This is a genomic window from Kitasatospora sp. HPM-01-4 (assembly GCF_051374625.1).
GTDB lineage: Bacteria > Actinomycetota > Actinomycetes > Streptomycetales > Streptomycetaceae > Kitasatospora.
The window spans coordinates 3,412,526-3,437,515 of sequence record NZ_JBPQGP010000005.1; the positions used below are offsets into that span (position 1 = coordinate 3,412,526).

At 71.8% G+C, this 24,990-nt stretch carries 24 protein-coding genes; 10 read left to right on the forward strand and 14 right to left on the reverse strand.

Annotation, left to right across the window (positions count from 1 at the left end):
• Nucleotides 1-204: 204 nt before the first annotated feature.
• Together ACSMTC_RS14440 and ACSMTC_RS14445 are read left to right on the forward strand one after the other, a co-directional pair.
• Nucleotides 205-618, forward strand: coding sequence for a hypothetical protein (locus tag ACSMTC_RS14440; RefSeq protein ID WP_436560093.1), 414 nt, complete (start codon nucleotides 205-207; stop codon nucleotides 616-618).
• Between the two features lie 57 nt (nucleotides 619-675).
• Complete coding sequence (locus tag ACSMTC_RS14445) at nucleotides 676-1,317, forward strand: ATP-binding protein (protein WP_436560094.1); 642 nt, start codon at nucleotides 676-678, stop codon at nucleotides 1,315-1,317.
• Between the two features lie 36 nt (nucleotides 1,318-1,353).
• Here the strand turns inward: ACSMTC_RS14445 and ACSMTC_RS14450 are convergent, their stop codons facing one another.
• Nucleotides 1,354-2,340 carry a zinc-dependent alcohol dehydrogenase family protein gene (locus ACSMTC_RS14450; RefSeq protein ID WP_436560095.1) on the reverse strand — a complete coding sequence of 329 codons (987 nt, stop codon included), beginning with the start codon at nucleotides 2,338-2,340 and terminating at the stop codon, nucleotides 1,354-1,356.
• A 156-nt stretch (nucleotides 2,341-2,496) separates the two neighbouring features.
• Between ACSMTC_RS14450 and ACSMTC_RS14455 the strand changes: the two genes are divergently transcribed.
• Nucleotides 2,497-3,447: an AraC family transcriptional regulator gene (locus tag ACSMTC_RS14455; RefSeq protein ID WP_436560096.1), complete on the forward strand. Its 951-nt coding sequence runs from the start codon at nucleotides 2,497-2,499 to the stop codon at nucleotides 3,445-3,447.
• 205 nt (nucleotides 3,448-3,652) lie between these two features.
• Here the strand turns inward: ACSMTC_RS14455 and ACSMTC_RS14460 are convergent, their stop codons facing one another.
• On the reverse strand, nucleotides 3,653-4,585 hold the full coding sequence (locus ACSMTC_RS14460) for a SigE family RNA polymerase sigma factor (protein WP_436560097.1): 933 nt from the start codon (nucleotides 4,583-4,585) through the stop codon (nucleotides 3,653-3,655).
• A gap of 274 nt (nucleotides 4,586-4,859) precedes the next feature.
• Between ACSMTC_RS14460 and ACSMTC_RS14465 the strand changes: the two genes are divergently transcribed.
• A complete protein-coding gene (locus tag ACSMTC_RS14465; RefSeq protein ID WP_436560098.1) occupies nucleotides 4,860-5,543 on the forward strand; it encodes a response regulator in 684 nt (227 codons plus the stop codon).
• 111 nt (nucleotides 5,544-5,654) lie between these two features.
• Nucleotides 5,655-7,274: an ATP-binding protein gene (locus ACSMTC_RS14470; RefSeq protein ID WP_436560099.1), complete on the forward strand. Its 1,620-nt coding sequence runs from the start codon at nucleotides 5,655-5,657 to the stop codon at nucleotides 7,272-7,274.
• On the opposite strand, the gene ACSMTC_RS14475 is transcribed toward ACSMTC_RS14470, so the two are convergent.
• Nucleotides 7,267-7,413 carry a hypothetical protein gene (locus ACSMTC_RS14475; RefSeq protein ID WP_436560100.1) on the reverse strand — a complete coding sequence of 49 codons (147 nt, stop codon included), beginning with the start codon at nucleotides 7,411-7,413 and terminating at the stop codon, nucleotides 7,267-7,269. The two genes, ACSMTC_RS14470 and ACSMTC_RS14475, sit on opposite strands and share 8 nt — an antisense overlap.
• A gap of 522 nt (nucleotides 7,414-7,935) precedes the next feature.
• Between ACSMTC_RS14475 and ACSMTC_RS14480 the strand changes: the two genes are divergently transcribed.
• Both ACSMTC_RS14480 and ACSMTC_RS14485 read left to right on the forward strand, forming a co-directional pair.
• The gene (locus tag ACSMTC_RS14480; protein WP_436560101.1) at nucleotides 7,936-8,556 is read left to right on the forward strand and encodes a VanZ family protein; all 621 of its coding nucleotides are present in this window, start codon (nucleotides 7,936-7,938) and stop codon (nucleotides 8,554-8,556) included.
• Between the two features lie 151 nt (nucleotides 8,557-8,707).
• Nucleotides 8,708-8,890 (forward strand): PspC domain-containing protein, encoded by a 183-nt coding sequence (locus tag ACSMTC_RS14485; protein WP_436560102.1) that lies wholly within the window; start codon nucleotides 8,708-8,710, stop codon nucleotides 8,888-8,890.
• Nucleotides 8,891-9,048: 158 nt separating this feature from the next.
• Here the strand turns inward: ACSMTC_RS14485 and ACSMTC_RS14490 are convergent, their stop codons facing one another.
• The 3 genes from ACSMTC_RS14490 to ACSMTC_RS14500 all read right to left on the reverse strand — a co-directional run bounded on the left by ACSMTC_RS14490 (nucleotide 9,049) and on the right by ACSMTC_RS14500 (nucleotide 11,426).
• Complete coding sequence (locus tag ACSMTC_RS14490) at nucleotides 9,049-9,471, reverse strand: hypothetical protein (protein ID WP_436560103.1); 423 nt, start codon at nucleotides 9,469-9,471, stop codon at nucleotides 9,049-9,051.
• Between the two features lie 276 nt (nucleotides 9,472-9,747).
• A complete protein-coding gene (locus ACSMTC_RS14495; protein ID WP_436560104.1) occupies nucleotides 9,748-10,896 on the reverse strand; it encodes an adenosine deaminase in 1,149 nt (382 codons plus the stop codon).
• A gap of 110 nt (nucleotides 10,897-11,006) precedes the next feature.
• Nucleotides 11,007-11,426 (reverse strand): MarR family winged helix-turn-helix transcriptional regulator, encoded by a 420-nt coding sequence (locus tag ACSMTC_RS14500; protein WP_436560105.1) that lies wholly within the window; start codon nucleotides 11,424-11,426, stop codon nucleotides 11,007-11,009.
• Nucleotides 11,427-11,666: 240 nt separating this feature from the next.
• Here ACSMTC_RS14500 and ACSMTC_RS14505 point away from each other — a divergent pair, with 240 nt between their 5' ends.
• The gene (locus ACSMTC_RS14505; RefSeq protein ID WP_436560106.1) at nucleotides 11,667-12,860 is read left to right on the forward strand and encodes an MFS transporter; all 1,194 of its coding nucleotides are present in this window, start codon (nucleotides 11,667-11,669) and stop codon (nucleotides 12,858-12,860) included.
• Between the two features lie 24 nt (nucleotides 12,861-12,884).
• On the opposite strand, the gene ACSMTC_RS14510 is transcribed toward ACSMTC_RS14505, so the two are convergent.
• On the reverse strand, nucleotides 12,885-13,838 hold the full coding sequence (locus tag ACSMTC_RS14510) for a LysR family transcriptional regulator (RefSeq protein ID WP_436560107.1): 954 nt from the start codon (nucleotides 13,836-13,838) through the stop codon (nucleotides 12,885-12,887).
• Between the two features lie 66 nt (nucleotides 13,839-13,904).
• On the opposite strand from ACSMTC_RS14510, the gene ACSMTC_RS14515 reads away from it, so the two are divergent.
• Both ACSMTC_RS14515 and ACSMTC_RS14520 read left to right on the forward strand, forming a co-directional pair.
• Complete coding sequence (locus ACSMTC_RS14515) at nucleotides 13,905-15,218, forward strand: MFS transporter (RefSeq protein ID WP_436560108.1); 1,314 nt, start codon at nucleotides 13,905-13,907, stop codon at nucleotides 15,216-15,218.
• A complete protein-coding gene (locus ACSMTC_RS14520; protein WP_436560109.1) occupies nucleotides 15,215-15,769 on the forward strand; it encodes a Uma2 family endonuclease in 555 nt (184 codons plus the stop codon). Before ACSMTC_RS14515 ends, ACSMTC_RS14520 begins: the two co-directional genes overlap by 4 nt.
• Nucleotides 15,770-15,811: 42 nt before the next feature.
• On the opposite strand, the gene ACSMTC_RS14525 is transcribed toward ACSMTC_RS14520, so the two are convergent.
• The 7 genes from ACSMTC_RS14525 to ACSMTC_RS14555 form a co-directional block, all read right to left on the reverse strand.
• Nucleotides 15,812-17,095 (reverse strand): thymidine phosphorylase, encoded by a 1,284-nt coding sequence (locus ACSMTC_RS14525; protein WP_436560110.1) that lies wholly within the window; start codon nucleotides 17,093-17,095, stop codon nucleotides 15,812-15,814.
• A gap of 208 nt (nucleotides 17,096-17,303) precedes the next feature.
• On the reverse strand, nucleotides 17,304-17,699 hold the full coding sequence (locus ACSMTC_RS14530) for a cytidine deaminase (RefSeq protein ID WP_436560111.1): 396 nt from the start codon (nucleotides 17,697-17,699) through the stop codon (nucleotides 17,304-17,306).
• On the reverse strand, nucleotides 17,696-18,967 hold the full coding sequence (locus ACSMTC_RS14535; protein ID WP_436560112.1) for an ABC transporter permease: 1,272 nt from the start codon (nucleotides 18,965-18,967) through the stop codon (nucleotides 17,696-17,698). The genes ACSMTC_RS14530 and ACSMTC_RS14535 overlap by 4 nt, the downstream gene beginning before the upstream one ends.
• Complete coding sequence (locus tag ACSMTC_RS14540; RefSeq protein WP_436560113.1) at nucleotides 18,964-20,115, reverse strand: ABC transporter permease; 1,152 nt, start codon at nucleotides 20,113-20,115, stop codon at nucleotides 18,964-18,966. Before ACSMTC_RS14540 ends, ACSMTC_RS14535 begins: the two co-directional genes overlap by 4 nt.
• 3 nt (nucleotides 20,116-20,118) lie before the next feature.
• Complete coding sequence (locus ACSMTC_RS14545; protein ID WP_436564687.1) at nucleotides 20,119-21,672, reverse strand: ABC transporter ATP-binding protein; 1,554 nt, start codon at nucleotides 21,670-21,672, stop codon at nucleotides 20,119-20,121.
• Nucleotides 21,673-22,007: 335 nt separating this feature from the next.
• Nucleotides 22,008-23,069, reverse strand: a complete 1,062-nt coding sequence (locus ACSMTC_RS14550) for a BMP family lipoprotein (RefSeq protein ID WP_436560114.1) — start codon at nucleotides 23,067-23,069, stop codon at nucleotides 22,008-22,010.
• Nucleotides 23,070-23,380: 311 nt separating this feature from the next.
• Nucleotides 23,381-24,646 carry an amidohydrolase gene (locus tag ACSMTC_RS14555; protein ID WP_436560115.1) on the reverse strand — a complete coding sequence of 422 codons (1,266 nt, stop codon included), beginning with the start codon at nucleotides 24,644-24,646 and terminating at the stop codon, nucleotides 23,381-23,383.
• Between the last annotated feature and the right edge of the window lie 344 nt (nucleotides 24,647-24,990).

Below are 24,990 nucleotides of genomic sequence, written 5' to 3' on the forward strand. Positions count from 1 at the left end.
CGCTCCCCACGGACCGGCCGTCCCCAGTGCCCCACCCCCCGGGGCCCGGACGCGCCGAAGACGGACCCGCACCTCCCCCCTGGTGCGGGTCCGTTGCCGTTCACGCCCGCCGCCCTGCGGGGGTCGGAACCCGCCGGTCGGCGGGCAACCCGAGCCGCCCACCGGTGGTCCTCCCTCACGGAATCCAGAACGTGGGGAGAGACCGTGTGGGAGATCCTGGGTGACCTTGCCGTGCTCACGGGGGCCGAACTGGTGCCGGCGCTCCGCGCCCGCCGGGCGCGACGCCGGCTGGCGGCCGGGCTGCCGGCCCGGATCCCGTGCTCCGTCCGCTCCGAACGCCCCGGCTGGCCGGCCCGGTACACCAGCGGCAGCCTGCTGTTCACGCCCGCCGGGTCCACGGCGGCCTTCGGCTCCCGGCGGTACCCGCACCTGGAGGTCGTACCCGGCGGCGAGTTCCTCGGCCCCGACCGGAGCTCCCCAGGCGGCCAGGCCTGGTCGGCCGCCGTCTACCAGCCGCCGGGCGACGGGGCGGCGGTGAACATCCAGGTGCACACCCGCTATCTCCCTTCCATGCGGCTGGCGTTGGGCGGAGGACGAAGCCCGCGCAGCCGGACGTGAAGAGGTGACGTACGCCCGGTTTCGGCATCGGTGCCGGATGCGTCAGACTGGTGTCCCGTGAGTGACTCCCCGCTGAATCCGCCGTCGGTCCCCCCTGCCCGCGTGGTACTTCTCTCCGGCCCCTCCGGTTCGGGCAAGTCCTCACTCGCCGCCCGGAGCGGCCTGCCGGTGCTCCAGCTGGACGACTTCTACAAGGACGGCGACGACCCCACCCTCCCGCTCCTGCCGGACGGCGGGGTGGACTGGGACTCACCGCTGGCCTGGCACCGCGACCAGGCGGTGGCGGCCATCCGTCGGCTGGCCGAGTACGGCCGGGCCGAGGTGCCGGTGTACTCCATCCCCGACAACGGCCGGATCGGCACCCACACCCTGGACCTCGACGGCGCCCCGGCGTTCATCGCCGAGGGGATCTTCGCCGCCGAGATCGCCGCGCAGTGCGCGGCCGAGGAGCTGCTCGGCGACGCGCTCTGCCTGCGCAACCACCCCCTCACCACGGCCTGGCGGCGCCTGAAGCGGGACGTCCGCGAGGGGCGCAAGTCGCTGCCGGTGCTGCTGCGGCGCGGGTGGCGGCTGATGCGGGCCGAACACGGCATCGTGTCCCGGCAGGTCGGGCTCGGCGCGTACGCCTGCGGCGGGCCGGAGGCCGAGCGCAGGGTGCGGACCGTGGCCGCCCGGACGCCCGCGGCGCTGACCGCGTGAGGCGCTGCCACCCGCCCGCCCCGGGTGCGCCCGGGGTCAGTGCCGGACGGTGACCACCACCTTGCCGACCTGGCTGTTGGACTCCAGGTGGCGGTGGGCGTCGACGATCTCCGAGAGGTCGAAGGTGCGGTCGATCACCGGGACCAGGGTGCCGGCCCGCAGCCCGGCGTTGATGAAGTGCGCGGTACGGCGGCGGGCGGCCGGGTCCGCGAGCACCTCCAGGTGGGCGTAACCCAGGATCCGCAGACCCCAGTTGAGCGGCAGCGGCGCGGGACGCGGGTCCAGCCAGCCGTAGACGATCAGCAGGCCGCCTGCGGCCACCGCCTGGGCGGTGGTCTGCAGTCCCGGACCGGCGACCGGGTCGAAGACGAACTCGGCGCCCCGGCCGTCCGTGATCTCCCGGACCCGGTCGAGCAGGTCCTCCTCGTCCAGCGCGATGACGTGCGCGGCCCCCAGGTCCAGCAGCTGCTCGCGCTTGCCCGCGCTGCGGGTGACCGCGACGGGGATCGCCCCGAGATGGTTGGCGATCTGGATCGCGGCCACACCGACGCTGCTGGAGGCGGCGGTGACCAGCACATGGTCGCCGGGCCGCAGCCCGCCCTTCTCGACCAGGGCGCCGTACGCGGTGCCGTACGACAGCCAGACGGCGGCGCCGGTGACGGCGTCCACGCCCGCGGGTCGGTGGACCAGGTCGGCGGCGGCGGTGACGACGTGGTCGCCGTACACGCCGCGCTCACTCATCCCACCGAGCACCGTCGAGGTGACCTGGTCACCGGCCGCGAAGCCGGTGACGCCCTCGCCCACGGACAGGACCTCGCCGGAGGCCTCGTAGCCGAGCCGCGAGCCGGGCAGGGTCGGCTGGTAGTAGTAGGTACCGGCGCGGAACAGCGCCTCGGCCCGGTTCAGTCCGATCGCGTCGATCCGGACCAGCACCTCACCGGGCCCCGGCTCCCCCAGCGCGACCTCGACGGTCCGCAGCACCTCGGGACCGCCGATCTCGTCGAACACGACTGACTTGGCCATGGTGGATCTCCCCATCAGTGATCTGGCGCGGTCTCAGTCCGACCGCGCCGCCGACCACTTCACCGTACGGAGCGCGGACCGGGGCGGCCCATGCCGGAAGCGCTCGTGATCATGTCCGATCGTCCACCGGACCGGCCGCGGGCTACCCTGCCGGACATGGACGCACTGAGCGACGCGATCACCGCGATGCGCACCGGCAGAGCGCACGCCGGCCGCTCCCGCAGGTCCGCTCCGTGGGGGATCCGCTTCCCCGACTCCGAGGGCACCGGGGTGCACGTGGTGCTGGAGGGATCGTGCTGGCTGCTCCCCGAGGACGGCACACCGCCGGTGCGGCTCGGCATCGGTGACGTGGTGCTGCTGCCGCACGGCGGCACGTACGGGCTGGCCGACCACCCAGACACCCCGCTGGAGGACGTGGTGCTCCGGCCCGACGGCACCCTGCCGAGTCACCCGGACGAGCCCGAGGACACCCACCCTTGTGCCCGACTCCTGTGCGGCGCCTACCAGTTGAACCGGGCTCGGGCCCACCCGCTGCTGAGCTGCGTCCCCGCGGTGGTCCACCTGCCCGCCCGGGTCGACCGCCACCCGGGGCTGCGCGCCGTGGTCGACCTGCTCGGCTACGAGGCCGCCAACCGCAGGCCGGGCGCGGACGCGGTCATCCCCGCGCTGCTCGACACTCTGCTGCTGCTGGTGCTGCGGGCGTGGTTCGAGGAGGAGTCCGACCGGTGCGCCACCGGATGGGCGGCGGCACTGGGCGATCCCGCGGTCGCCTCGGCGCTGCGCGACATCCACGGTGACCCGGCCCGCCCCTGGACGGTCGAGGAACTGGCCGCCCGGGCCGGACTCTCCCGGGCCGCCTTCGCCCGCCGGTTCGCCGCGCTGGTCGGGCAGCCGCCGCTCGGCTACCTCACCTGGTGGCGGATGACCACGGCCGGCCGGCTGCTGCGCGCCGACGACGCCCCGCTGCGGGTCGTCTCCCGCCGGACCGGCTACACCTCGGAGTTCGCCTTCGCCAAGGCCTTCAAACGCGAGTACGGCCTCTCCCCCGGCCAGTACCGCGACCAGCACCGCCCGGCGGCCCCGGCGCCCGCCCGCTCCGTCCGCTGATCTCCCCCGCCCCGCAAGGGCCTTGCCCCTGCCCGGGTGTGGGAACGCGCCCCGGGCGTGAGAACGCGGAAGGCCCGGTGCCTCTCCCCGGCACCGGGCCTTCCGCTGGTCACACCTCGGGCGCTCTCCCCCGTCAGCCGCCGCTCCCCCGAGCCGGCGGCCTCGCCCCTCGGCCTGACCACCCGTCCCCCGACGGGAGTCCTTCTCAGGCCACGAGCTCCCCGAACGCGAGCACGGTGTCGCCCGTGCGGTTCAGCTGCTCGTCGTCGCGCAGCCGGCGCAGCGCGCGCCAGATGCTGCTCTTCACCGTGCCGACGCTGATGCCGAGGATGTCGGCGATCTCCGGGTCGGTCCGGCCCTCGTAGTAGCGGAGCACCAGCATGGTGCGCTGGTTCTCCGGCAGCTTGGCCAGCGCCTGCCAGAGCACGGCGCGCAGCTCGGTGCCGCCCATCGCGTCGGTGTCGCCGACCGTCTCCGGCAGCTCCTCGGTCGGGTACTCGTTGACCTTGCGGCGGCGCCAGGCGGAGATGTGCAGGTTGGTCATGGTGCGGCGGAGGTAGCCGCCGACCGCGGCCTTGTCGGTGATCCGGCCCCAGGCGCGGTAGGTGCTGAAGAGCGCGCTCTGCAGCAGGTCCTCGGCCTCGTGGCGGTCACCGGTGAGGTGGTAGGCGGTGGCGTACAGCGAGGCCCTGCGCTCGCGGACGTACGCGGTGAACTCGGTGATGTGGTCCGCCTCGGCGGCGGCCACGGGCTCGGCCTTCTCCGCGACCGGCAGGCGGAACACGCTCGCGCCGGGTGCGGTGGCGGCGCGGCCGACCGGCTCCCCCGAGCCGGAACCGACCGCGACGCCCGTGCCCGTCGCACTCCCCTTGCCCGTCACGCGGACGGGGAGGGCTCCCCGCAGCGTGAGGGTCGAACCGGTCTCGGCCGCCGCCCCTCGATGGCCGATCCCGAACAGGTCCCCCGACCTGCTCCCGCCGCTGATGCGGCGGTTCCCGGTGCTGTGTGCGCACCCCCGTACGACCACGGCACCGGAAGTCTCGTCCGTCCGTACCTCGAAGCGGGTCCTCGCGGCGACTGCCGACGAACGCGCGTTACGGACGGCCGCGGTGCTGCGGGTCTTGAGCGTGGCGTTCATCGAGACACCCCCATGATCGGTACGAGCGGTTCACTGTCATCCGCCGCGCTCAGGGCCGGTGGGGCCGGGGCGTCGTCGCGGTGACAAGGAAAATCCTGCCTGCCGGTCGTCATGGCGCTGTCCGCCGACTGTCACAGGGCTGTCACAGCGGCAGGGACTTTGGTCCGCGTCTCCTCGCACCAGCCTGGACGCCCGGGGCCGTGTTCCGGTTCCCTCCCCTGGCGGCAGCGGCACGGCAGGTGATTCGATCCGCCGAGTGGGCCAGAATGAGCCCGTGCCATACCTCCTTCTGATCGAGGACGACGACGCCATCCGGACCGGCCTCGAACTCGCCCTCACCCGCCAGGGTCACCGCGTGGTGACGGCCGCCTCCGGCGAGGACGGACTGAAGCTCTTCAAGGAGCAGCGTCCGGACCTGATCGTGCTCGACGTGATGCTGCCCGGGATCGACGGCTTCGAGGTCTGCCGCCGGATCCGCCGCACCGACCAGCTGCCGATCATCCTGCTGACCGCCCGCTCGGACGACATCGACGTGGTGGTCGGCCTGGAGTCCGGCGCGGACGACTACGTGGTGAAGCCGGTGCAGCCGCGGGTGCTGGACGCCCGGATCCGCGCGGTGCTGCGCCGGGGCGAGCGGGAGAGCTCGGACTCCTCGGTGTACGGCAGCGTGGTGATCGACCGCTCGGCGATGACCGTCACCAAGGACGGCCAGGACCTCCAGCTCACGCCCACCGAGCTGCGCCTGCTGCTGGAGCTGAGCCGCCGGCCCGGCCAGGCGCTGTCCCGGCAGCAGCTGCTGCGGCTGGTCTGGGAACACGACTACCTGGGCGACTCCCGGCTGGTGGACGCCTGTGTCCAGCGGCTGCGGGCCAAGGTGGAGGATGTACCGTCGGCGCCGACCCTGATCCGGACGGTACGCGGGGTGGGCTACCGGCTCGACCCGCCGAACCAGTCCTGACGGCCGTCGGCGACACTGTCCGACGGGCCGCCGGCCCGACCCCGACCGATCGAGCACCCAGCCCTTGACGACCAGCGACCCGGCTCCGAACGACATTGGTGAGACCTCCTGTTGACTGTTGACCCCCATACCTCGCGCCGTCCGCGCCCCTGGCGGTGGCGGCAGCTGCGTTCACTGCGGGTACGGCTGATCGCGGTGTTCGCCGTCGTCGCGCTGTGCACCGCCGTCTCGGCCTCCGGGATCGCGTACTGGCTCAACCGCGACGCGGTGCTCAAGCGCGCCCAGGACACCGCGCTGAACGACTTCCGGTACTCCCTCACCCGCAATGTCTCCGACCTGCCGCTGAACGCCAGCTGCCCGCAACTGACCAACCTGGCCAACCTCATAGCCACCTCCGGCCTCAACTACCAGGTGGTGGTGGCCGACGAGAACCAGCCCGACTGCTCGGCCTCCTCGGCCCCTTCGAGCTTCACCCTCGCCCAGGTGCCCCAGGCGCTGCGCACCACGGTGGCCAAGCCGCGCGAGACCGGCTCGGGCAACCCGTTCGCGTACCACCTGTACTGGCAGCGGGTGAACCTGGACGGGAAGCCGTACCTGGTCGGCGGCACCAAGGTGGTGCCGACCGGGCCGACGGCCTTCATGTTCAAGTCGCTGGACAACGAGCGGGCCGACCTCAACACGCTCGGCTGGTCGCTGGCGATCGCCACCCTGCTCGCGCTGATCGGCTCGGCGCTGCTGGCGCAGGCCGCGTCGGCCACCGTGCTGCGGCCGGTGAAGCGCCTCGGCGAGGCGGCTCGGCGGCTCGGCGAGGGCAAGCTGGACACCCGGCTCGACGTCGAGGGCGGTGACGAACTCGCCGACCTGGCAAGGACGTTCAACCGGGCGGCGGAGTCGCTCTCCGAGCAGGTGGAGGAGCTCAGCGCGCGCGAGGCGCAGAGCCGGCGGTTCGTCGCCGACATGTCGCACGAGCTGCGCACCCCGCTGACCGCGATGACGGCGGTGACGGACATCCTGGAGGACGAGGCCGAGCTGCTCGACCCGATGATCGAGCCGGCCGTCCGGCTCGTGGTCAGCGAGACCCGCCGGCTCTCCGACCTGGTCGAGAACCTGATGGAGGTGACCCGTTTCGACGCGGGCACCGCCAAGCTGGTCGCGGACGAGATGGACATCGCCGACCTGATCATGTCCTGCATCGACGGCCGGGCCTGGTACGACGCGGTGGAGGTGGACGCCCCGCGCGGCATCCAGGCCGTGGTCGACCCGCGCCGGCTGGACGTGGTCTTCGCCAACCTGATCGGCAACGCGCTCAAGCACGGCGGTTCGCCGGTACGGGTGAAGGTCCGCCAGGTCGGCGGGACCGTGGTGGTCGAGGTCTCCGACAGCGGCCCGGGCATCCCGGAGGACGTGCTGCCGCATGTCTTCGACCGCTTCTTCAAGGCCGACAAGGGCCGCGCCCGTTCCGAGGGCAGCGGGCTCGGGCTGTCCATCGCGATGGCCAACGCCCAGATCCACGGCGGCACCATCACCGCCGCCAACGGCGAGGCCGGTGCGGTGTTCACGCTGACCCTGCCGCTCACCCCGGGCGGGCCGCTGGACGGTGGACCGGACGCCGCCGCCCCCGGCGCGGCCGTGGATCCGGTGCCGACCCCGGGTTCGGCGCCGGACGGGGACTCGGCGGGCGCCCCGACCGCTCAGCAGGCCGAGGCGGCCGGTCAGGAAGGTGTCAAGTGAACGTACGCAGGACCGCGGCGGCGGCCGCAGTGCTGGCGGCCGTCCTGGCCACCGCGACGGGCTGCGGCATCCGGCCGACCGCCGTGCCGGTCGACGCGGGCGCCCCGGCCAGCCGGACGGCCTGCCCCAACCAGGACACGGCCCCGACCGCGGTGCTGGCGCCGCCACCGAACACCGGGCCTCAGCCGTCCGCCTCGCCGGGAGCCCCGTCGCGCACACCTTCGGCAGCCCCCTCGGCCACGCCTTCCTCCGGCGCACCGAGCGCACCGAGCGCGCCGAGCGCGCCGGCGAGCGTGGCCCCGAGCCCCACGGCGAAGGGCCCCAGCAGCGAGTTCAGTGCGATCCCCTCACCTGGAGCGTCGTCCTGCCCATGACCGGGTCAGCCGAAACCGGCGCAGCGCGGCGCGGAACCGCAGACGACGGGCCGGGCGTCCTCCCCGGCGTGCAGCGAGATGGCACCACCACGCGCCACGATCGCGGAACCGGCGCACAGGCCGGGAGCAGCCCCACCGAGGGGGCGTGCGCTCCGTCCTCCACGCCGGAATCTTCCCGATCCGGACTTCCGCGACAGCAACAGGACGCACCGCAGGACGCGTCCCCGGACGGACCAGCCGAACAGCCGCAGCTCCCGGCGGGCCCCGGTCCGAACTCCCCTCCCGAGGTGTCGCTCCGCCTCCGGCGGATCGGCCTGACCGCTCTCGCCGCCTACCTGGCGGTGGTCGGGTGGCTCGCCCTGCGGCCGGTGACGGTCGGGTGGACGCCGGCGGCCAATCTGACCCCGTTCGCCTCGGTCGGCCAGGCACTGGCCGTCGGCGGACTGGCGGGCGCCCGGCAGCTGGCCGGCGGGCTGCTGCCGCTGGCGCCGCTCGGTGTCCTGCTCCCGCTGGCGGGCGGACGGCTGCGGACCGGCTGGCTGCCGTCCTTCCTGCACACCGTGGGCGGTTCGGCGCTGCTGGCCACCGCACTGGAGATCTTCAAGGTCTGGACCCCCTGGCACGTCCTGAACGTGGACGACATACTGCTGGGCACGCTCGGCGTCGCCGCCACCCATCTGGCACTCGTCCCGGCCGGCCGGAACGCGCTGTGCAGGCGGGCCGCCGGGGCGTCCGCCGCGCCCGAGTCCTCGCCGGCACCGGCGCCCGGGTCCGCGCCGGCCGCCGTGAACGCCCCCGCGCCCCAGGCCGCCGCCGCGGTGAACGCCCCCGCGCCGACGCCCCAGGTCGCCACGGTGGCCGCCCCGCTGGGCGCCGCACACCGGCCGGTTCTCAGGGGGCACCCCTGAGCCGACCCTGAGCTGCGGCTACACCGGCCCGGTGAGAGCCCAGGGGGCCGGATCACCATCGCGGGGGACGTTCCGGGCGGCGCCGGATCCGAAGATTGAGACATGCCCGCCGGAGATACCGGCACCGGGCAGGAAGACTTCGGAGAACCCCATGAGCGTCCTTGCCCGCCCTCGCCACAACCGCGTCATCGCCGGCGTCTGCGCCGGGATCGCCAACCGCTTCGGCCTCACCCCGTGGACCGTCCGGCTCATCTTCCTGGCCTCCTGCCTGCTGCCCGGACCGCAGTTCCTGATCTACCTGGCGCTGTGGCTGCTGCTCCCCCAGGAGCCGTGAGCCACCGGCGCCGACGGCTCCTTGCCGCCGGCTCTTCGCAGCACACGACAGCGCCCCGCGAGGCCGCCGATCCAGGCGGTTCGCGGGGCGTCCTTGCGTTCGGGCGTTCGGGCGTTCGGGCGTGCGGAGTACCCGGGTCCGAAGCTGTCGGGGGCGGCTCAGCCGGTGACGCCGGGCAGCTGGGCGTGGCCGAGCGCGCCGGCGAGCACTCCGGCGCCGGGCACCTTGCCGAGGGCGTCCGCGCCGGGCAGGCCGCGGGTCGCGTTCTTGGCGGCGGCCGGGGTGTTCGCGCCGGGTGCCCCGGCAACGGCGGCCTCGGCGGCGGGCGCCTGCGCGGCCGGGGCCAGCGAGGAGCCGACTCCGGAGTTGAGGTCGCCGACCGCGTTGGTGACCGGGGCGGTCGGAAGCTTGCCGGCCGCGCTGGTGGCGGCACCGGTCAGCGCCCCGGACTTGTCCAGCACGCTGACCGGGCTCCCGAACCCACCGCTGGCACTGGCGGCGGAGGCGGAACCGGCGGCGGTCGCCGCGAGCACAACGCCGAGTGCCGCGGTTCCGGCAACCTTCAGAGTGGCCTGCTTCATGAGTTGGTCCTCGGTCCTCGTCGGTGGGCAGCGCGCGGGCGCGCCCGGGGGACGCGCACCGCTACACCGTGTCAACAGTGACTGGCTCACCGTAGTGACAAGGTTCCCGGAGGTTCAACGACCGTTAACTCACAGGAGTGACCGGGCGGATGGGTACGGGGCCCGGGTCAGGGCCCCGTACCCGCCCGAGGGCTTGTCAGACGCCGTTCCCGGCGACCCGCGACCGCGTCAACGCACCGCGCGGTCCACCGGGAGCACCCGGGCGCCCGGCCGCGTTCAGGAGCCGGTGCTGAACAGCCACTCGGCCTTGAGCTCGGCATAGCCCGGCTTGATCACGTCGTTGATCATCGCGAGCCGCTCGTCGAACGGCAGGAAGGCCGACTTCATGGCGTTCACGGTGAACCACTCCATGTCGCCCAGGGTGTAACCGAAGGCGTCCACGAGGTGCTCGAACTCACGGCTCAGGCTGGTGCCGCTCATCAGCCGGTTGTCGGTGTTCACGGTGACCCGGAACTTCAGCCGGCTGAGCAGGCCGATCGGGTGCTCGGCGTACGAACTCGCGGCCGCCGTCTGCAGGTTGGAGGTGGGGCACATCTCCAGCGGGACGCGCTTGTCGCGCACGTAGGCGGCCAGGCGGCCCAGCTCGACCCGGCCGTCCTCGTGCACGGTGATGTCGTCGATGATCCGCACGCCGTGGCCGAGCCGGTCGGCGCCGCAGCACTGCAGGGCCTCCCAGATCGACGGCAGGCCGAAGGCCTCACCGGCGTGGATGGTGAAGTGGTTGTTCTCGCCCTTGAGGTAGTCGAAGGCGGCCTGGTGGCGGGTGGGAGGGTAGCCGGCCTCGGCACCGGCGATGTCGAAGCCGACCACGCCCTGGTCGCGGTAGCGGTTGGCCAGCTCGGCGATCTCCTGGGAGCGGGCGGCGTGGCGCATCGCGGTGACCAGCACACCGACCCGGATCCGGTCGCCGTTGGCCTTGGCCCTGGCCTCACCGAGGCGGAAGCCCTCGTTGACGGCCTCGACCACCTGCTCCAGGGTGAGGCCGGCCTCCAGGTGCTGCTCGGGGGCGTACCGGACCTCGGCGTACACGACGCCGTCGGCGGCCAGGTCCTCGGCGCAGTCCGCGGCGACCCGGATCAGGGCCTCACGGGTCTGCATCACGGCGCAGGTGTGGGCGAAGGTCTCCAGGTAGCGGACCAGCGAGCCGGAGTCGGCGGCCTCGCGGAACCACTCACCGAGCTTCACCGGGTCGGTGGTGGGGAGCGCGTCATAGCCGCAGGCGGCGGCCAGTTCGATGATCGTCTGGGGGCGGAGCCCGCCGTCGAGGTGGTCGTGCAGGAGCACCTTCGGGGCGCGGACGATCTGGTCAGCGGTGGGAATGCGGGGGCCGGCGGTGCCCGCAGCGACAGGGATCTGCTTCTCCATTGCGGGAGTGTAGCCCCTACGCGCGTAGACACACCACGCCGGTCACCCGTCCAGCGCAGAAGCGCAGTTCAGCGCCGCGGGGCACCGAACCCCGGCCCGTTCCCGGCGGACTACAGGGTGCGGACGACCTCCACCAGCGGCACCAGTTCCGGACGGCGGCTCGCCTCGTCCAGGGCCTGGCGCAGCGCGGCGTCATTGGTCGGCCGGGCCCGCTCCAGCAGCTCCAGGCCGGCCGGGCTGACCTCGGTGTAGATGCCGCGACGGTCGTCCGGGCAGAGGTACCGCGACAGCAGTCCGCGGTCCTCCATCCGGGAGACCAGCCTGGTGGCCGCCGACCGACTGAGCATCACCGCCTCGGCCACCTCGCCCATCCGCAGATGTCCGCCCCCTCCGGAGTACTGCCGGCTCAGCACCTCGAGCAGCCCGAACTCCCGGACGCTCAGCCCGTGTTCGGCCTGCAGCGCACGCTCGACGTGTGCCTCGATCCGGCCGTGCAGCTCGATGAGCAGGCACCAGTTCTGAGCCAGCATGCGACCGGACCGGCCGGAGGACCCGCCCTCGCCCCCGCGCCCGTCCCCGTGCCACTCCTGACCGCCGGGCCCCGCAGCTCCCGCCCTGTCGCCGTGCCACACCGCACAGACCTCCTTGCCGCATCCCGCGGACCAGGATAGCCCCGAGGTGAAATAGTCAGCACTTGCAAGTATTCGGTGTCTGCATTTATTGTCTTAGCCCGTTAACACCGTATGCAAGTACGCCTGGAGGACGGCTCCATGCCCCTAGCACTTCTGGCCCTGGCCATCGGTGCCTTCGGGATCGGCACCACCGAGTTCGTGATCAGCGGTCTGCTGCCGCAGGTGGCCCACGACTACGGGGTGTCCATCCCGACCGCGGGCATCCTGGTCACCGGCTACGCGCTCGGCGTGCTGGTGGGCGCCCCGCTACTCACCGCGCGCGGCACCCGGGTACCGCGCAAGCGGATGCTGATGATGCTGATGGGCCTGTTCATCGCGGGGAACGCACTCTCCGCGCTGGCCCCCACCTTCGGCCTGATGCTCACCGGACGGGTGGTCGCCTCGCTCGCCCACGGCGCGTTCTTCGGCATCGGCTCGGTGATCGCCGCCAACCTGGTCGCGCCCGACCGCAAGGCGGCGGCCCTGGCACTGATGTTCACCGGTCTCACCGTCGCCAACGTGGTGGGTGTCCCGCTCGGCACCGTGATCGGCCAGCACTTCGGCTGGCGGGTGACCTTCGGCCTGGTCTCCGCGATCGGCGTGGCCGCCATGGCCGGGATCGCCGCGCTCATCCCCGAGCAGCCCCGCGCCGAGGTCACCACCCTGCTCCGGCGCGAGCTGACCGCCTTCCGCAACATCCAGGTGGTGCTGGCGATGGCGATGACCGTGCTCGGCTTCGGCGGAGTGTTCGCCGCGGTCACCTACCTAGCCCCGATGATGACCGGCCCGGCCGGCTTCTCCGAATCCTCGGTGACCTGGCTGCTCGTCCTGTTCGGTGCGGGCATGGTGGTCGGCAACCTGCTCGGCGGACGGTACGCCGACCGCTCGCTGATGCCGCTGCTGTACGTCTCGCTCGCCGCGCTCAGCCTGACCCTGGCGCTGTTCACCGTGACCGCGCACAGCCGGATCGCCGCCGCGATCACCCTGCCGCTGCTCGGCGTCTTCGGCTTCGCCACCGTGCCCCCGCTCCAGAAGCGGGTGCTCGACCAGACCGCCGACGCGCCCACCCTGGCCTCCGCCGTCAACGTCGGGGCGTTCAACCTGGGCAACGCGCTGGCCGCGTGGCTCGGCGGCGTGGTCATCAGCGCCGGGTACGGCTACACCGCGCCCAACCTGGCGGGTGCCGCGATGACCTTCGCCGCCCTCCTCCTGGCCGTGCTGTCCGCCTCCCTCGAACGCCGCACCGCCGGGGCCGTGGCCGCCGACACCCGCCCGCTGGTCCCCCAGCCCTGACGAGGGCCCCGGCCTTCCCTCCGGTCAGTCGTGATCGAGCAGCCGCCCCCGGCGGGAGAGGACGAAGTCGCGGAACGCCGCCGTCGGCGCGGTCAGCGGTCGGCCGGCCACCCAGGCCAGGCCGATCGCCCGGCGGGTACGCGGGGCCGTCACCTCCAGTTCGACCACTCCGGGGCGCGGCACGAGACCGGGTGGCAGCAGTGACACCCCCAGCCCGGCCGCGACCAGCCCCCGCAGCGTCTCCGCCTCCTCCCCCTCGAAGGCGATCCTGGGCGTGAACCCGGCCTCCGCGCAGAACGCGTCCGTGATCGCGCGCAGGCCGTACCCCTTCTCCAGCGCGACGAACGGCTCGTCCGCCACCTCGGCCAGCCGGATCCGGCGGCGCCCGGCGAGCCGGTGGTCGGCCGGGACCGTCAGGTAGAGCCGCTGTTCGTCCAGCGGGCGGGCCGTCAGATCGGGCGCGTCCGGCAGCGGCGAGACCAGGCACAGGTCCAGCTCGCCCGCGCGCAGCCGCTCCAGCATCGCCGCGACGTAGTCCTGCACCAGCTGGAACCGCACCTGCGGGTGGTCCGCCCTGAAGCCCCGCAGCAGCGCCGGCACCGCGTCCGTCCCCATGGTGTGCAGGAAGCCGAACGCCACCCGCCCGGCCACCGGGTCGGTCTCCGCGCGGGCCTGCTCGACCCCGCGCTCCAGTTCGGCCAGCGCCCGTTCGACCGAGCCGAGCAGCAGCCGGCCCGCCCGGGTGAGCCGGACCGTACGCCCCTGACGGACCAGCAGGTCGACGCCCAGCTCCGCCTCCAGCCTGGCCACCGCCCGGGAGAGCGTCGGCTGCGGCATGCCCAGCAGCTGCGCCGCCTGGGTCACGTGCTCCAGCCGGGCCACCGCCGCGAACTGGACCAGCTGCGGTGCCAGTCCGGCGACGGACGAGTCCTGGCCGAGCTCGGCGATACGCACAGGCTGTGAACTGCTCTCATACATCACGGCATGAATTCTCGGCCATTCATGTATTGGACGCATCAAACGGCGCGGTCCTACCTTCTAACCATGTCGCCTGCCAGTGAGGGGGCATCCGCAGCAGCACGACCGGGTGCCCTTGCCCAGCCCGCTCCCACCGCTCCCACCGGGGCCGAGCCCGTCTACCTCCGCCACCGTCCCGGCGAGCGCGGATTCCGCCGCGCCAACCTCGCGCTGTTCGCCGCCGGTATCGCGACCTTCGTCCTGCTGTACTCCACCCAGGGCCTGCTGCCGATCCTCTCCGCCGACCTGGGCCTCACACCGGGGCAGGCGAGCTGGATCTCCTCGGCGGCCACCCTGGGACTGGCCCTGGCGCTGCTGCCGGCCAGTGCGCTGTCCGACCGGTTCGGCCGTACCGCCGTGATGACCGCGTCGACCGTGGCCGCCTCCGTACTGGCCCTGGCCCTCCCCTTCGCGCCGGACCTGTCCACCATGGTGGTGCTGCGGGTGCTCCAGGGCGCCGCGCTCGCCGGACTGCCCGCGACCGCGATGGCCTACCTCGCCGAGGAGATCCACCCGAGCGCGCTGGCCTCCGCGATGGGCCTGTACGTGGCGGGAAACAGCATCGGCGGCATGGGCGGACGCCTGGTCTCCGGCTGGGCGGCCGCCGCCTGGGGCTGGCGCTGGGGCCTCGCCGTCTCGGCCGCGATGGCCCTGCTGGCCACCCTGGCGTTCCGCCTGCTGATCCCGGCCGCCCGGAACTTCCGCCGCGCCCCGGTGGACCCCCGCGCGCTGGCCCGTACGGTCTCGGCCCATCTGCGCAACCCGCTGCTGCTGCGGCTGTACGCACTCGGGCTGCTGTTCATGTCCGTGTTCGGCGCGGTCTACAACACCGCCGGATACCGGCTCATCGCCGCGCCCTTCCACCTGCCCGAGTCGCTGGCCGCCTCGATCTTCGCGGTGTACCTGGTCGGCACCGCCACCTCGGCCTACGCCGGGAAGCTCGCCGGCCGCGTCGGCCGGCGCGGCGCGCTGTACGTCGCGATCGGCACCACCGCCGCCGGGCTGCTGCTCTCGCTCGCCGACTCGCTGGTCTGCGCGCTGCTCGGCCTGGTCCTGATCACCGCCGGCTTCTTCGCCGGGCACGCCACCGCCTCGTCCTCGGTCGGCCGCACCGCCACCCACGGCCGCGCCCAGGCCTCCGCGCTCTACCTGATCGCCTACTACCTCGGCAACAGCCTCGGCGGCACCATCGGCGCCGACGAGTACCACGCCACCGGCTGGAGGGGCGCGGCCGCCGTAGGCCTCGTCGCGATGACCCTCGCCGCCGCCGTCACCCTCTACGCAACCCGCCAGGCGATCGCCGCCCGGCGGTCGGCCCCCGTCGGTACACTCCGGGCATGAGCATCGATCCGGCTGTGTACGCCCGGCTGCGGGAGATCGCCGACCAGTTGCCGCGGATCCCCGGGATAAGCAAGGTGGAGATCGCCGACGGCGAGATCGTGATGATGATGTCGCCCGTCAGGCGGCACGAACTGGCAGTGATCCGAATCGCCCGCCAGCTGAACGCGCAGCTGCCGGGCACCCACCCCGGGTACATCGCACACCCGGGCGCGGATCTCGAGGATGTCGGACTCGGCCGACTCCGCTGCCCGGACCTCATGGTCTTCGCCGAGAAGGCGATGGAGGAGACACAGCCCGCCCTCCTGCCCCATGAGGTGCTGCTGGTCGTCGAGGTCGTCTCCAAGTCCAACCCCGAGAACGACTACGAGAACAAGGTCCGCGACTACGCGGCCATGGGCATCCCGCTCTACCTGCTGGTCGACCCGCGCAAGGGCACCGGCATCGTCCACGACCGGCCCGGCTACGCCTCCCGCAGGGAGTTCGCGTTCGGCGACACGGTCACCGTCGGCCCCTGGACGATCGACACCTCGGTCCTGCTGACGTACGCGTGAAGCACACCGGCATCAGACACGTACGTCAGCAGGACCGGGGGATCACGCGATCCGGTCGAGGACGATCGGGTTCGGGGTGAACTCCGTACCCGCCGGGGAGATCTCGACGCCGCCGGCCAGCGCCTCGATGGCGTAGTCGTAGCGCTCGGGGGTGTCGGTGTGCAGGGTCAGCAGCGGCTGGCCGGCCGTGACGGTGTCGCCCGGCTTGAAGTGCATCTCGACACCGGCCCCGGCCTGCACCGGGTCCTCCTTGCGGGCGCGGCCGGCACCGAGGCGCCAGGCGCAGACACCGACGGCGTAGGCGTCCAGCCTGGTGAGCACGCCGCTCTCGGCGGCAGTGATCACGTGCTGCTCGCGGGCGAGGGGGAGCGGGGCGTCCACGTCGCCGCCCTGGGCGGTGATCATGCGGCGCCAGTGGTCCATCGCGGAGCCGTCGCGCAGCGCGTCCGCCGGGTCCTTGCCGTGCACACCCGCCGCGGCGAGCATCTCGCGGGCCAGCGCGACGGTCAGCTCGACCACGTCGGCCGGGCCGCCGCCCGCCAGCACCTCGACGGACTCGCGGACCTCCAGCGCGTTGCCGGCGGTCAGCCCGAGCGGGGTGGACATGTCGGTCAGCAGGGCGACCGTGTTGACGCCCGCGTTGGTGCCCAGGCCCACCATGGTGCGGGCGAGCTCCTGGGCGTCGGCGAGGTTCTTCATGAACGCGCCGGAGCCGACCTTGACGTCCAGGACCAGCGCACCGGTGCCCTCGGCGATCTTCTTGGACATGATCGAGGAGGCGATCAGCGGGATCGCCTCGACCGTGCCGGTGACATCGCGCAGCGCGTACAGCTTCTTGTCGGCCGGGGCGAGGCCGTCGCCCGCCGCGCAGATGACGGCGCCGGTGTCGCGCAGCACCTGCATCATCTCGTCGTTGGAGAGCAGCGCCCGCCAGCCGGGGATGGACTCCAGCTTGTCCAGGGTGCCGCCGGTGTGGCCGAGGCCGCGGCCGGAGAGCTGGGGGACGGCCGCGCCGCAGGCGGCGACCAGCGGGGCCAGCGGCAGCGTGATCTTGTCGCCGACGCCGCCGGTCGAGTGCTTGTCGGAGGTCGGCACGCCCAGCTCGGAGAAGTCCATCCGGACCCCGGAGCGGATCATCGCGTCGGTCCAGCGGCTGATCTCCCGGAGGTTCATGCCGTTCAGCAGGATGGCCATGGCCAGGGCGGACATCTGCTCGTCGGCGACCTCGCCGCGGGTGTACGCGTCGATCACCCAGTCGATCTGAGCGTCAGTCAGCTCACCGCGATCGCGCTTGGTCCGGATGACGGAGGGGGCGTCCATGGACATGGAATCTCCAAAGGGTGGGTCAATAACTCACATGCATGCGATCGGCGACTCGTTTACCGGATTCGCCATGGGAAACATCGCCGCGAAAAACGGAGAGTGCCGCGAAAAGACCGGATTCCGGTCTTCTCGCGACACTCTACGCGCGTAACAAGAGCCCTTGCCAGGGCTTGCCCGACAATTCGCTTCCGGCGGGAATGCCAGACGGGTTCTAGAGCCGTTCGGGCCCGAATGCGTCCGGCAGGACCTCGGCCATGGTCTTCACGCCCGAGGGCAGGTCGACCAGCAGCCCGGGACCGCCGTGCTCGTACAGCAGCTGGCGGCAGCGGCCGCACGGCATCAGCAGCTCACCGGCGCCGTCCACACAGGTGAACGCCACCAGCCGGCCGCCACCGGATGCGTGCAGCGCGGAGACCAGGCCGCACTCGGCGCACAGGCCGAGCCCGTACGAGGCGTTCTCCACGTTGCAGCCGGTGACGGTGCGCCCGTCGTCGACCAGGGCCGCGGCCCCGACCGGGAACTTGCTGTACGGCGCGTACGCGCGCGACATGGCGTCCCGGGCGGCGGCGCGCAGTTGCTCCCAGTCCGGGGTCGGTACGGCGGTCACTTGCCCTGGCCCTTGCGGTAGATCTGTCCGTCGGCCTTCGGCGGTCGCAGCCGCTGCGAGGCCAGTGCGAGCACCACCAGGGTGATCACGTACGGCGTGGCGACGATCAGCGGGCGCGGCACCGAGTCGGTGGTCGTGAACCAGAGTGCCAGGCCGCCGGCCACCACGAAGCTGACGATCGCGCCGGTGAACTTGCGCCGGTACAGCTGCCACAGGGCCATCAGCGCCATCGCCACGGCGACCACGATCAGGAGCACGTGGACCGAGTCGGCGTCGCGCAGCTGGAGGCTGTCGGTGAAGCCGAACAGGCCGGCACCGGCGGCCAGGCCGCCCGGCAGCCAGTTACCGAAGATCATCGCGGCCAGACCGATGTAGCCGCGGCCCTGGGTCTGCCCGTCCTTGTAGAAGTGGGCCGCCACCAGCGAGAGGTACGAGCCCGCCAGGCCCGCGAAGGCGCCGGAGACGATGACCGCGATGTACTTGTACTTGTACACGTTGACGCCCAGCGACTCGGCGGCCGTCGGGTTCTCGCCGCAGGAGCGCAGGCGCAGACCGAAGACGGTGCGCCAGAGCAGGAAGTAGCTGGCCACGATCAGCGCGGCGGCGATCAGGATGACCACCGAGAGGTTGGTGACCACACCACCCAGGATGCCCGCGATGTCGGAGACCAGGAACCAGTGGTGCGACTCGACGGTGTCCAGCCAGTGCGACAGCCCCGGCACCGTGAAGTTCGGCAGCGAGTTGGCCGGCGGGGACTGGTTGGCACCGGCACCGTCGGCGACGTAGTCGGTGTAGCAGATCTTGTTGACGTACGCGCAGATACCGGGGATCAGCAGGTTGATACCGACACCGGAGACGATGTGGTCGACACCGAAGGTGACGGTGACGAGCGCGTGCAGCAGACCGCCGAGCGCGCCGCCCGCCATACCGGCGAGCAGGCCGACCCAGGGGTTGACCAGGTAGCCGGCCCAGGCGCCGCAGAAGGTGCCGGCGACCATCATTCCTTCGAGACCGATGTTGACCACACCGGCCCGCTCCGCCCACAGACCGCCGAGACCGGCGAGGGCGATCGGCACGGCCGAGCCGAGGGCGGCGGCGACCTGGCCGGAGGAGGTCAGGCCGTGGTTGCCGGTCAGCATGCCGACCACGGAGAACAGGGTGATGACGCCGGCGATCAGCAGCAGCACGACCGGGGTCGAGAGCTTGGTCTTCCCGGCGGGCTTGCCGCCCAGGGCCTTGGGCTTAGCGGCAGCGGTTGCGGTGCTCATGCCGCCACCTCCTTCTTGGCGGCCACGGCGGCCTGCGCGGCGAGCTGGGCGCCGACCCTCTGCTGCTGGCGCTTCAGACCGAAGCGGCGCACCAGCTCGTAGGCGACGACGACACAGATGACGATGACACCCTGCATGACCTGGACGATCTCCTGCGGGTAGCCGGCGAACGGCAGCTGGACGGCGGTGACGTCCAGGAAGGCGAACAGCAGGGCCGAGAAGGCGATGCCGATCGGCGAGTTGCGGCCGAGCAGGGCGATGGCGATACCGAGGAAGCCCAGGCCGGGCTGGAAGTTCTGGCCGTAGTAGTACGAGTTCTGCAGCAGGTCGGGCAGACCGATCAGACCGGCCAGCGCGCCGGAGACCAGCATGCTGGTGAGCACCATGCGCTTGACGTTGACGCCCGAGGCGTGCGCGGCGCTCTCCGAGCGGCCGGTGGCGCGCAGGTCGAAGCCGAAGCGGGTGCGGGTGAGCACCAGCTGGAAGACCACGCCGGCCAGGACCGCGATGAAGACGAAGCCCCACAGCGGGCCGCCCTGGGTGGTCAGCGAGAAGAAGTGGCTGGAGGCCGAGACCGGGTCGGTCTGGATGGAGTTGCTGGTGCCGCTGACCTTCGGCGCGAAGACGCCGGGGACGAGCAGCAGGCCGACCACCGCGGTGGCGATGGAGTTCAGCATGATGGTCGAGATGACCTCGCTGACGCCCCGGGTGACCTTCAGGACACCGGCGATACCGGCCCAGATGGCGCCGACCAGCATGGCGACGACGATCAGCAGCGGGATCTGGATGAACGCGGGCAGGTTCACCTGGGTGCCGACGAAAGCCGCGAACAGCGCAGCGATCTTGTACTGGCCCTCGGCGCCGATGTTGAACAGGTTCATCCGGAAGCCGAAGGCCACCGCGATGCCGGCGAGGTAGTAGGTGGTGGCCCGGTTGAGGGTCAGCACCTGCGCGTCGGACTTGGTGCCGTAGGTCAGCATCGTGTTGAACGCGTTGAACGGGTCCCGGCCGGAGACGGCGAGCAGGACCGCGCACAGCACGACCGAGAGCAGCACGGCCAGCAGCGGCGCGGCGAGGCCGAGCAGGACGCGCTCGCCGTCGAAGCGCTTGGCCGCCGGGCGCTTGGCGGTGTCAGGACTACTGGTCATGGGTTACTCCCCCGCCTGAGTGTTGCCGTCGGCGGTGTCGGTGGGCTCGTCGGACGACTCGCCGTGGTGCGGGTGCTCGGCCTCGGTCTCGGTGCCCTCGGCGGCGGTGGCCCTGTCCTCCTCGACGGCCTCCGCATCGGACTCGATGTGGCCGGTGGCCGCACCGGTCATCGCGGTGCCCAGGTCCTCGGCGGTGACCGTGGCCGGGTCGGCGTCGGCGACCAGGCGGCCGCGGTAGATGACCCGGATGGTGTCGGAGAGGCCGATCAGCTCGTCCAGGTCGGCGGAGATCAGCAGCACCGCCAGGCCCTCGCGCTGCGCGGTGCGGATGTGCTCCCAGATCTGCGCCTGCGCGCCGACGTCCACACCACGGGTGGGGTGGGCGGCGATCAGCAGCTTGGGGTCGTGGGCCATCTCGCGGCCGATGATCAGCTTCTGCTGGTTGCCACCGGAGAGCGAGGCGGCGGTGACGTCGATCCCGGGGGTGCGGACATCGAACTCCTCGACGATCCGCTGGGTGTCCTTGCGGGCGGCGGCCGGGTCGAGGAGGACGCCCTTGGAGTTGGGGGCCTCGGTGACGTGGCCGAGGATGCGGTTCTCCCAGAGCGGGGCCTCCAGCAGCAGGCCGTGCCGGTGGCGGTCCTCGGGGATGTAGCCGATGCCGGACTCGCGGCGGGCCCGGGTGAGCTTGCCGGAGAGGTCCTGGCCGTCCAGCAGGACACTGCCCGCGTCCAGCGGCAGCATGCCCATGATGGCCTCGACCAGTTCGGCCTGGCCGTTGCCCTCGACACCGGCGATACCGAGGATCTCGCCCTTGCGGATGCTCAGCGAGATGTCGTCCAGGACCACGCGCTCGATGCCCTCGGCGTCCGCCTTGGCGATCCGCAGGCCCTCGACCTTGAGCATCTCCACGTCGGTGACGGTGGACTCGCGGCTCTCCGGGGAGGGCAGCTCGGCGCCGACCATCAGCTCGGCGAGCTGCCGGGCGGTGACGTTCTTCGGGTCGGCGTCGCCGACGGTGGTGCCGCGGCGGATGACGCTGATCGCGTCGGCGACCGAGAGCACCTCGTGCAGCTTGTGCGAGATGAAGATGACGGTGACGCCCTCGGACTTGAGCTCGCGGAGGTTGTCGAAGAGCGCGTTCACCTCCTGCGGCACCAGGACGGCGGTGGGCTCGTCCAGGATCAGGATCTTGGCGCCGCGGTAGAGCACCTTGAGGATCTCGACGCGCTGCCGGTCGGCCACGCCGAGGTCCTCGACCAGCGCGTCCGGGCGCACGCCCAGGCCGTACTGGTCGGAGATCTCCTTGATCTTGGCCTTGGCCTTGGCGCCTATGCCGTGCAGCTTCTCGCCGCCGAGGACGACGTTCTCCCAGACGGTGAGGTTGTCGGCCAGCATGAAGTGCTGGTGCACCATGCCGATGCCGCGCGCGATCGCGTCGCCGGGGGTGTGGAGCTCGACCTGCTCGCCGTTGATGGCGATGGTGCCCTCGTCGGGCCGCTGCATCCCGTAGAGGATCTTCATCAGCGTGGACTTGCCGGCGCCGTTCTCGCCCATCAGGGCGTGGACGGTACCGGGCTGCACGGTGAGGTTGATGTCGTGGTTGGCCACGACACCGGGGAAGCGCTTGGTGATGCCGCGCAGTTCGACGGCCGGTATCGCCGTCCCCGCGCTGGGGTTGCCGCTCTTGCTGAGAGCGGGTTCGGAAGCGGTGATGGCGATCTCCTGATGGTCGGGAGGCGCGTCGTTGCGCTGGAGGGCCAAGACGGGGGGTTGAGGGGACGGGACGGGGCCCGGTGGAGCGCGTCATGCGCGACCCGCCGGGCCCCTCCCTGATGGTGCGTCAATCATCTCCGCTGCCCGACAGGCGGCAGCGGCAGGCGAGGCTGGTGTCAGTTCTGCGGAACGGTCGGGACCTTGGTGGCACCCGAGGTGATCGCCTTGATGGCGTCGTCCAGCTTGCCCTTGATGTCGTCGATGTGGTTGCCGGTGGTGGACAGCAGCACACCGTCGCTCTTCAGGTCGAAGTTCTTGATGCCGGTGAGCGGGTTGCCGTCCTTCGCCGCCTTGATGTACTGGAACACGGCGACGTTCACGTTCTTCACCATCGAGGTGAGGATGACGTCCTTGTACTTCGCCAGCGCCGGCTGCTTGGCCTGGTCGGAGTCGACACCGATCGCCCAGGCGTCCTTCTTCTGCGAGACGGCCTCGATGGCACCCGAGCCGGAGGAACCGGCGGCGGCGTAGATGATGTCCGCGCCCTTGTCGAGCTGGCCCTGCGCGGCCTCCTTGCCCTTGCCCGGGTCGTTGAAGCCCGTGGTGTCCGGCGGGGTGGAGAGGTAGGTGGTCTCGACCTGGATCTTGGGGTCGACCGAGGCGACACCGGCCTTGTAACCGGCCTCGAACTTCTTGATCAGCTCGGACTGCACACCGCCGACGAAGCCGACGTGCTTGGTCTGGGTCTTCAGCGCGGCGGCGACACCGGCCAGGTACGAGCCCTCCTGCTCCGAGAAGGTCAGCGAGGTGACGTTGCCGGGCTGGGTGGTGGAGGAGGAGTCGATGATCGCGAACTTGACGTTCGGGTTGTCCTTGGCGACCTTCTCGACCGCGCTCTGGTACACGAAGCCGACCGCGATGATCGGGTTGTAGCCGTTGCTGACCAGAGTCTTGAGGCGGGTCTCCTTGTCGGCCTCGGCCTCACCGGACTTGGCCTCCTGCTCGGCGACGTTCACGCCGAGCTGGGCCTTGGCGTCGTCGAGACCCTTGGCGGCGGAGTCGTTGAACGACTGGTCACCACGGCCACCGATGTCGTAGGCCATACCGACCTTGAGGGTGGAGCCGCTGCCCGAGCCGGAGGAGGTGGTGTCGGTGCTCTTTGCGCCGCAAGCGGCGAGCGAGGCGATGCCCAGGGAACCCGAGAGCACTACCGCGGCGAGCTTCATTGAACGGCGCAAGGGAATTTCTCCTTCTCACACACCCGTTTGGCGTGGTCGAGCGCCACCGTAACGCGCGTAGAACACAGTTGGGTTACAGCCTGCGGAGGCCTTCGGGTTGTTACCAAAACGTGGTCCTATGCCCGGACGAAGCGGACAAAACCCGGCCTTCGCACCTCCCGAACTGTCAATATCGGGTGCGGAAACGAACACCCTGCGCCAGTGCTTGAATACCCTATGCCAAGGCCCCCATTCCGCACAGTCCGTTCACCGCCCGCCGGTTGGCCACCTGGCGGTCCAACAGCCGCTCCGGGCCCGACCGGACGCCCCTCTCACACCCGGGCGTACTCCAGCGCCAGTGCCGTGAAGAGCTCGACGCCGATCCCGATCGCCCGCTCGTCCACGTCGAAGTCGCCCTGGTGCAGGTCCCGCACCCCCTTCTCGTGCGGGGCCCTGACGCCGAGCCGGGCCAGCGCACCGGGGGCGTGCTCCAGGTACCAGGAGAAGTCCTCGCCGCCGAGGCTCTGCTCGGTGTCCTCGACCACCGGGCCGCCGTCCTGGGCGAAGCGGGCGTTCATCGCCGTCTCCAACTGCCCGATCGACTCGTGCTCGTTCACCACCGGCGGGACGCCGCGGTGGTAGTCGAGGCTCCACTTGGCGCGGTAGGTCTCGGCGATCTTGGCGATCAGCTCGTGCATCACGTCGGGCGCCTCGCGCCAGCCCGCCAGCTCCAGGCAGCGGACCGTACCCTCCAGCTCGGCGTGCTGCGGGATGACGTTCGGTGCCGAGCCGGAGGCGATCCGGCCCCAGACCAGGCTGACGCCCCAGCGCGGGTCCATCCGGCGGGCCAGCGCGGCCGGCAGGTCGGCGGCCATCCTGGCCACCGCCGTCACCAGGTCGGTGGTCAGGTGCGGGCGGGCGGTGTGGCCGCCGGGGCCGTCCAGGTGGAGTTCCAGGCGGTCGCAGGCCGAGGTGATCGCACCGATCTTCAGGCCGATCCGGCCGACCTCGACCCTGGGGTCGCAGTGCACCGCGAAGATCCGGCCGACCCCCTTCATGCCGCCCGCCTCGATCACGTCCAGCGCGCCGCCCGGCATCACCTCCTCGGCCGGCTGGAAGATCAGCCGCACCGGCTGCCTCAGCTCCCCCGCCTGCAGGGCCTCGGCCAGCACCAGCGCGGTTCCCAGCACGACGGAGGTGTGCACGTCGTGCCCGCAGGCGTGCGCCCGGCCCGGAAGGGTGGAGTGATAGGGGACGTCGGCCTTGGCGTCGTCGATCGGCAGTGCGTCGATGTCCGCGCGGAAGGCCAGGAAGGGCGTCCCGGGCCGGGCCCCCGGCGGCACGAGGTCCACGATCATGCCGGTACCACCGGGGAGCACCTTGGGCGCGAGCCCGGCCGCCACCAGCCGCTCGCGCAGCAGCCGGGTGGTGCGGAACTCCTGGCGGCCGAGCTCGGGGTGGCGGTGCAGGTCCCGGCGGAAGGCGATCAGCTCGGCCTCGTACGCCCGCACCCGGGCGCGCAGGTCGGACCCGGTACGGACGGCACCGGGGCGGGCGGAGGGCTTGGGTGCGGACTCGACGGCCTGAGGTTGGTTCACCTCAACAAGAGTAGGCCGGTGACGGGGATTTGGCCTGACTTCCGAGGAAGTCATGCTTACCGGCCGTGCAGGTGGGTATGACATACCGTTTCAGCCGCCTTCCCGATGATCACTGCTCTGTGCAACGAGTCCGGGACCGGACGGACACGGTGAGCTTCCCCACCTTCCGCAATCCACCTCTCTGCCCGGATTGCCCCGTGCTGGGACCCCGCCCGCGGGTCATGCGATGGCAAAGCTTTGGCATGAACTCTTGAGCGGCGCACGCGCGTCCGAATAGACAACTACCGCACAGTCAACTTCCCTGCCACGACTAGGTGAACAAGTCGTGGCTCTCTCCGTCATGC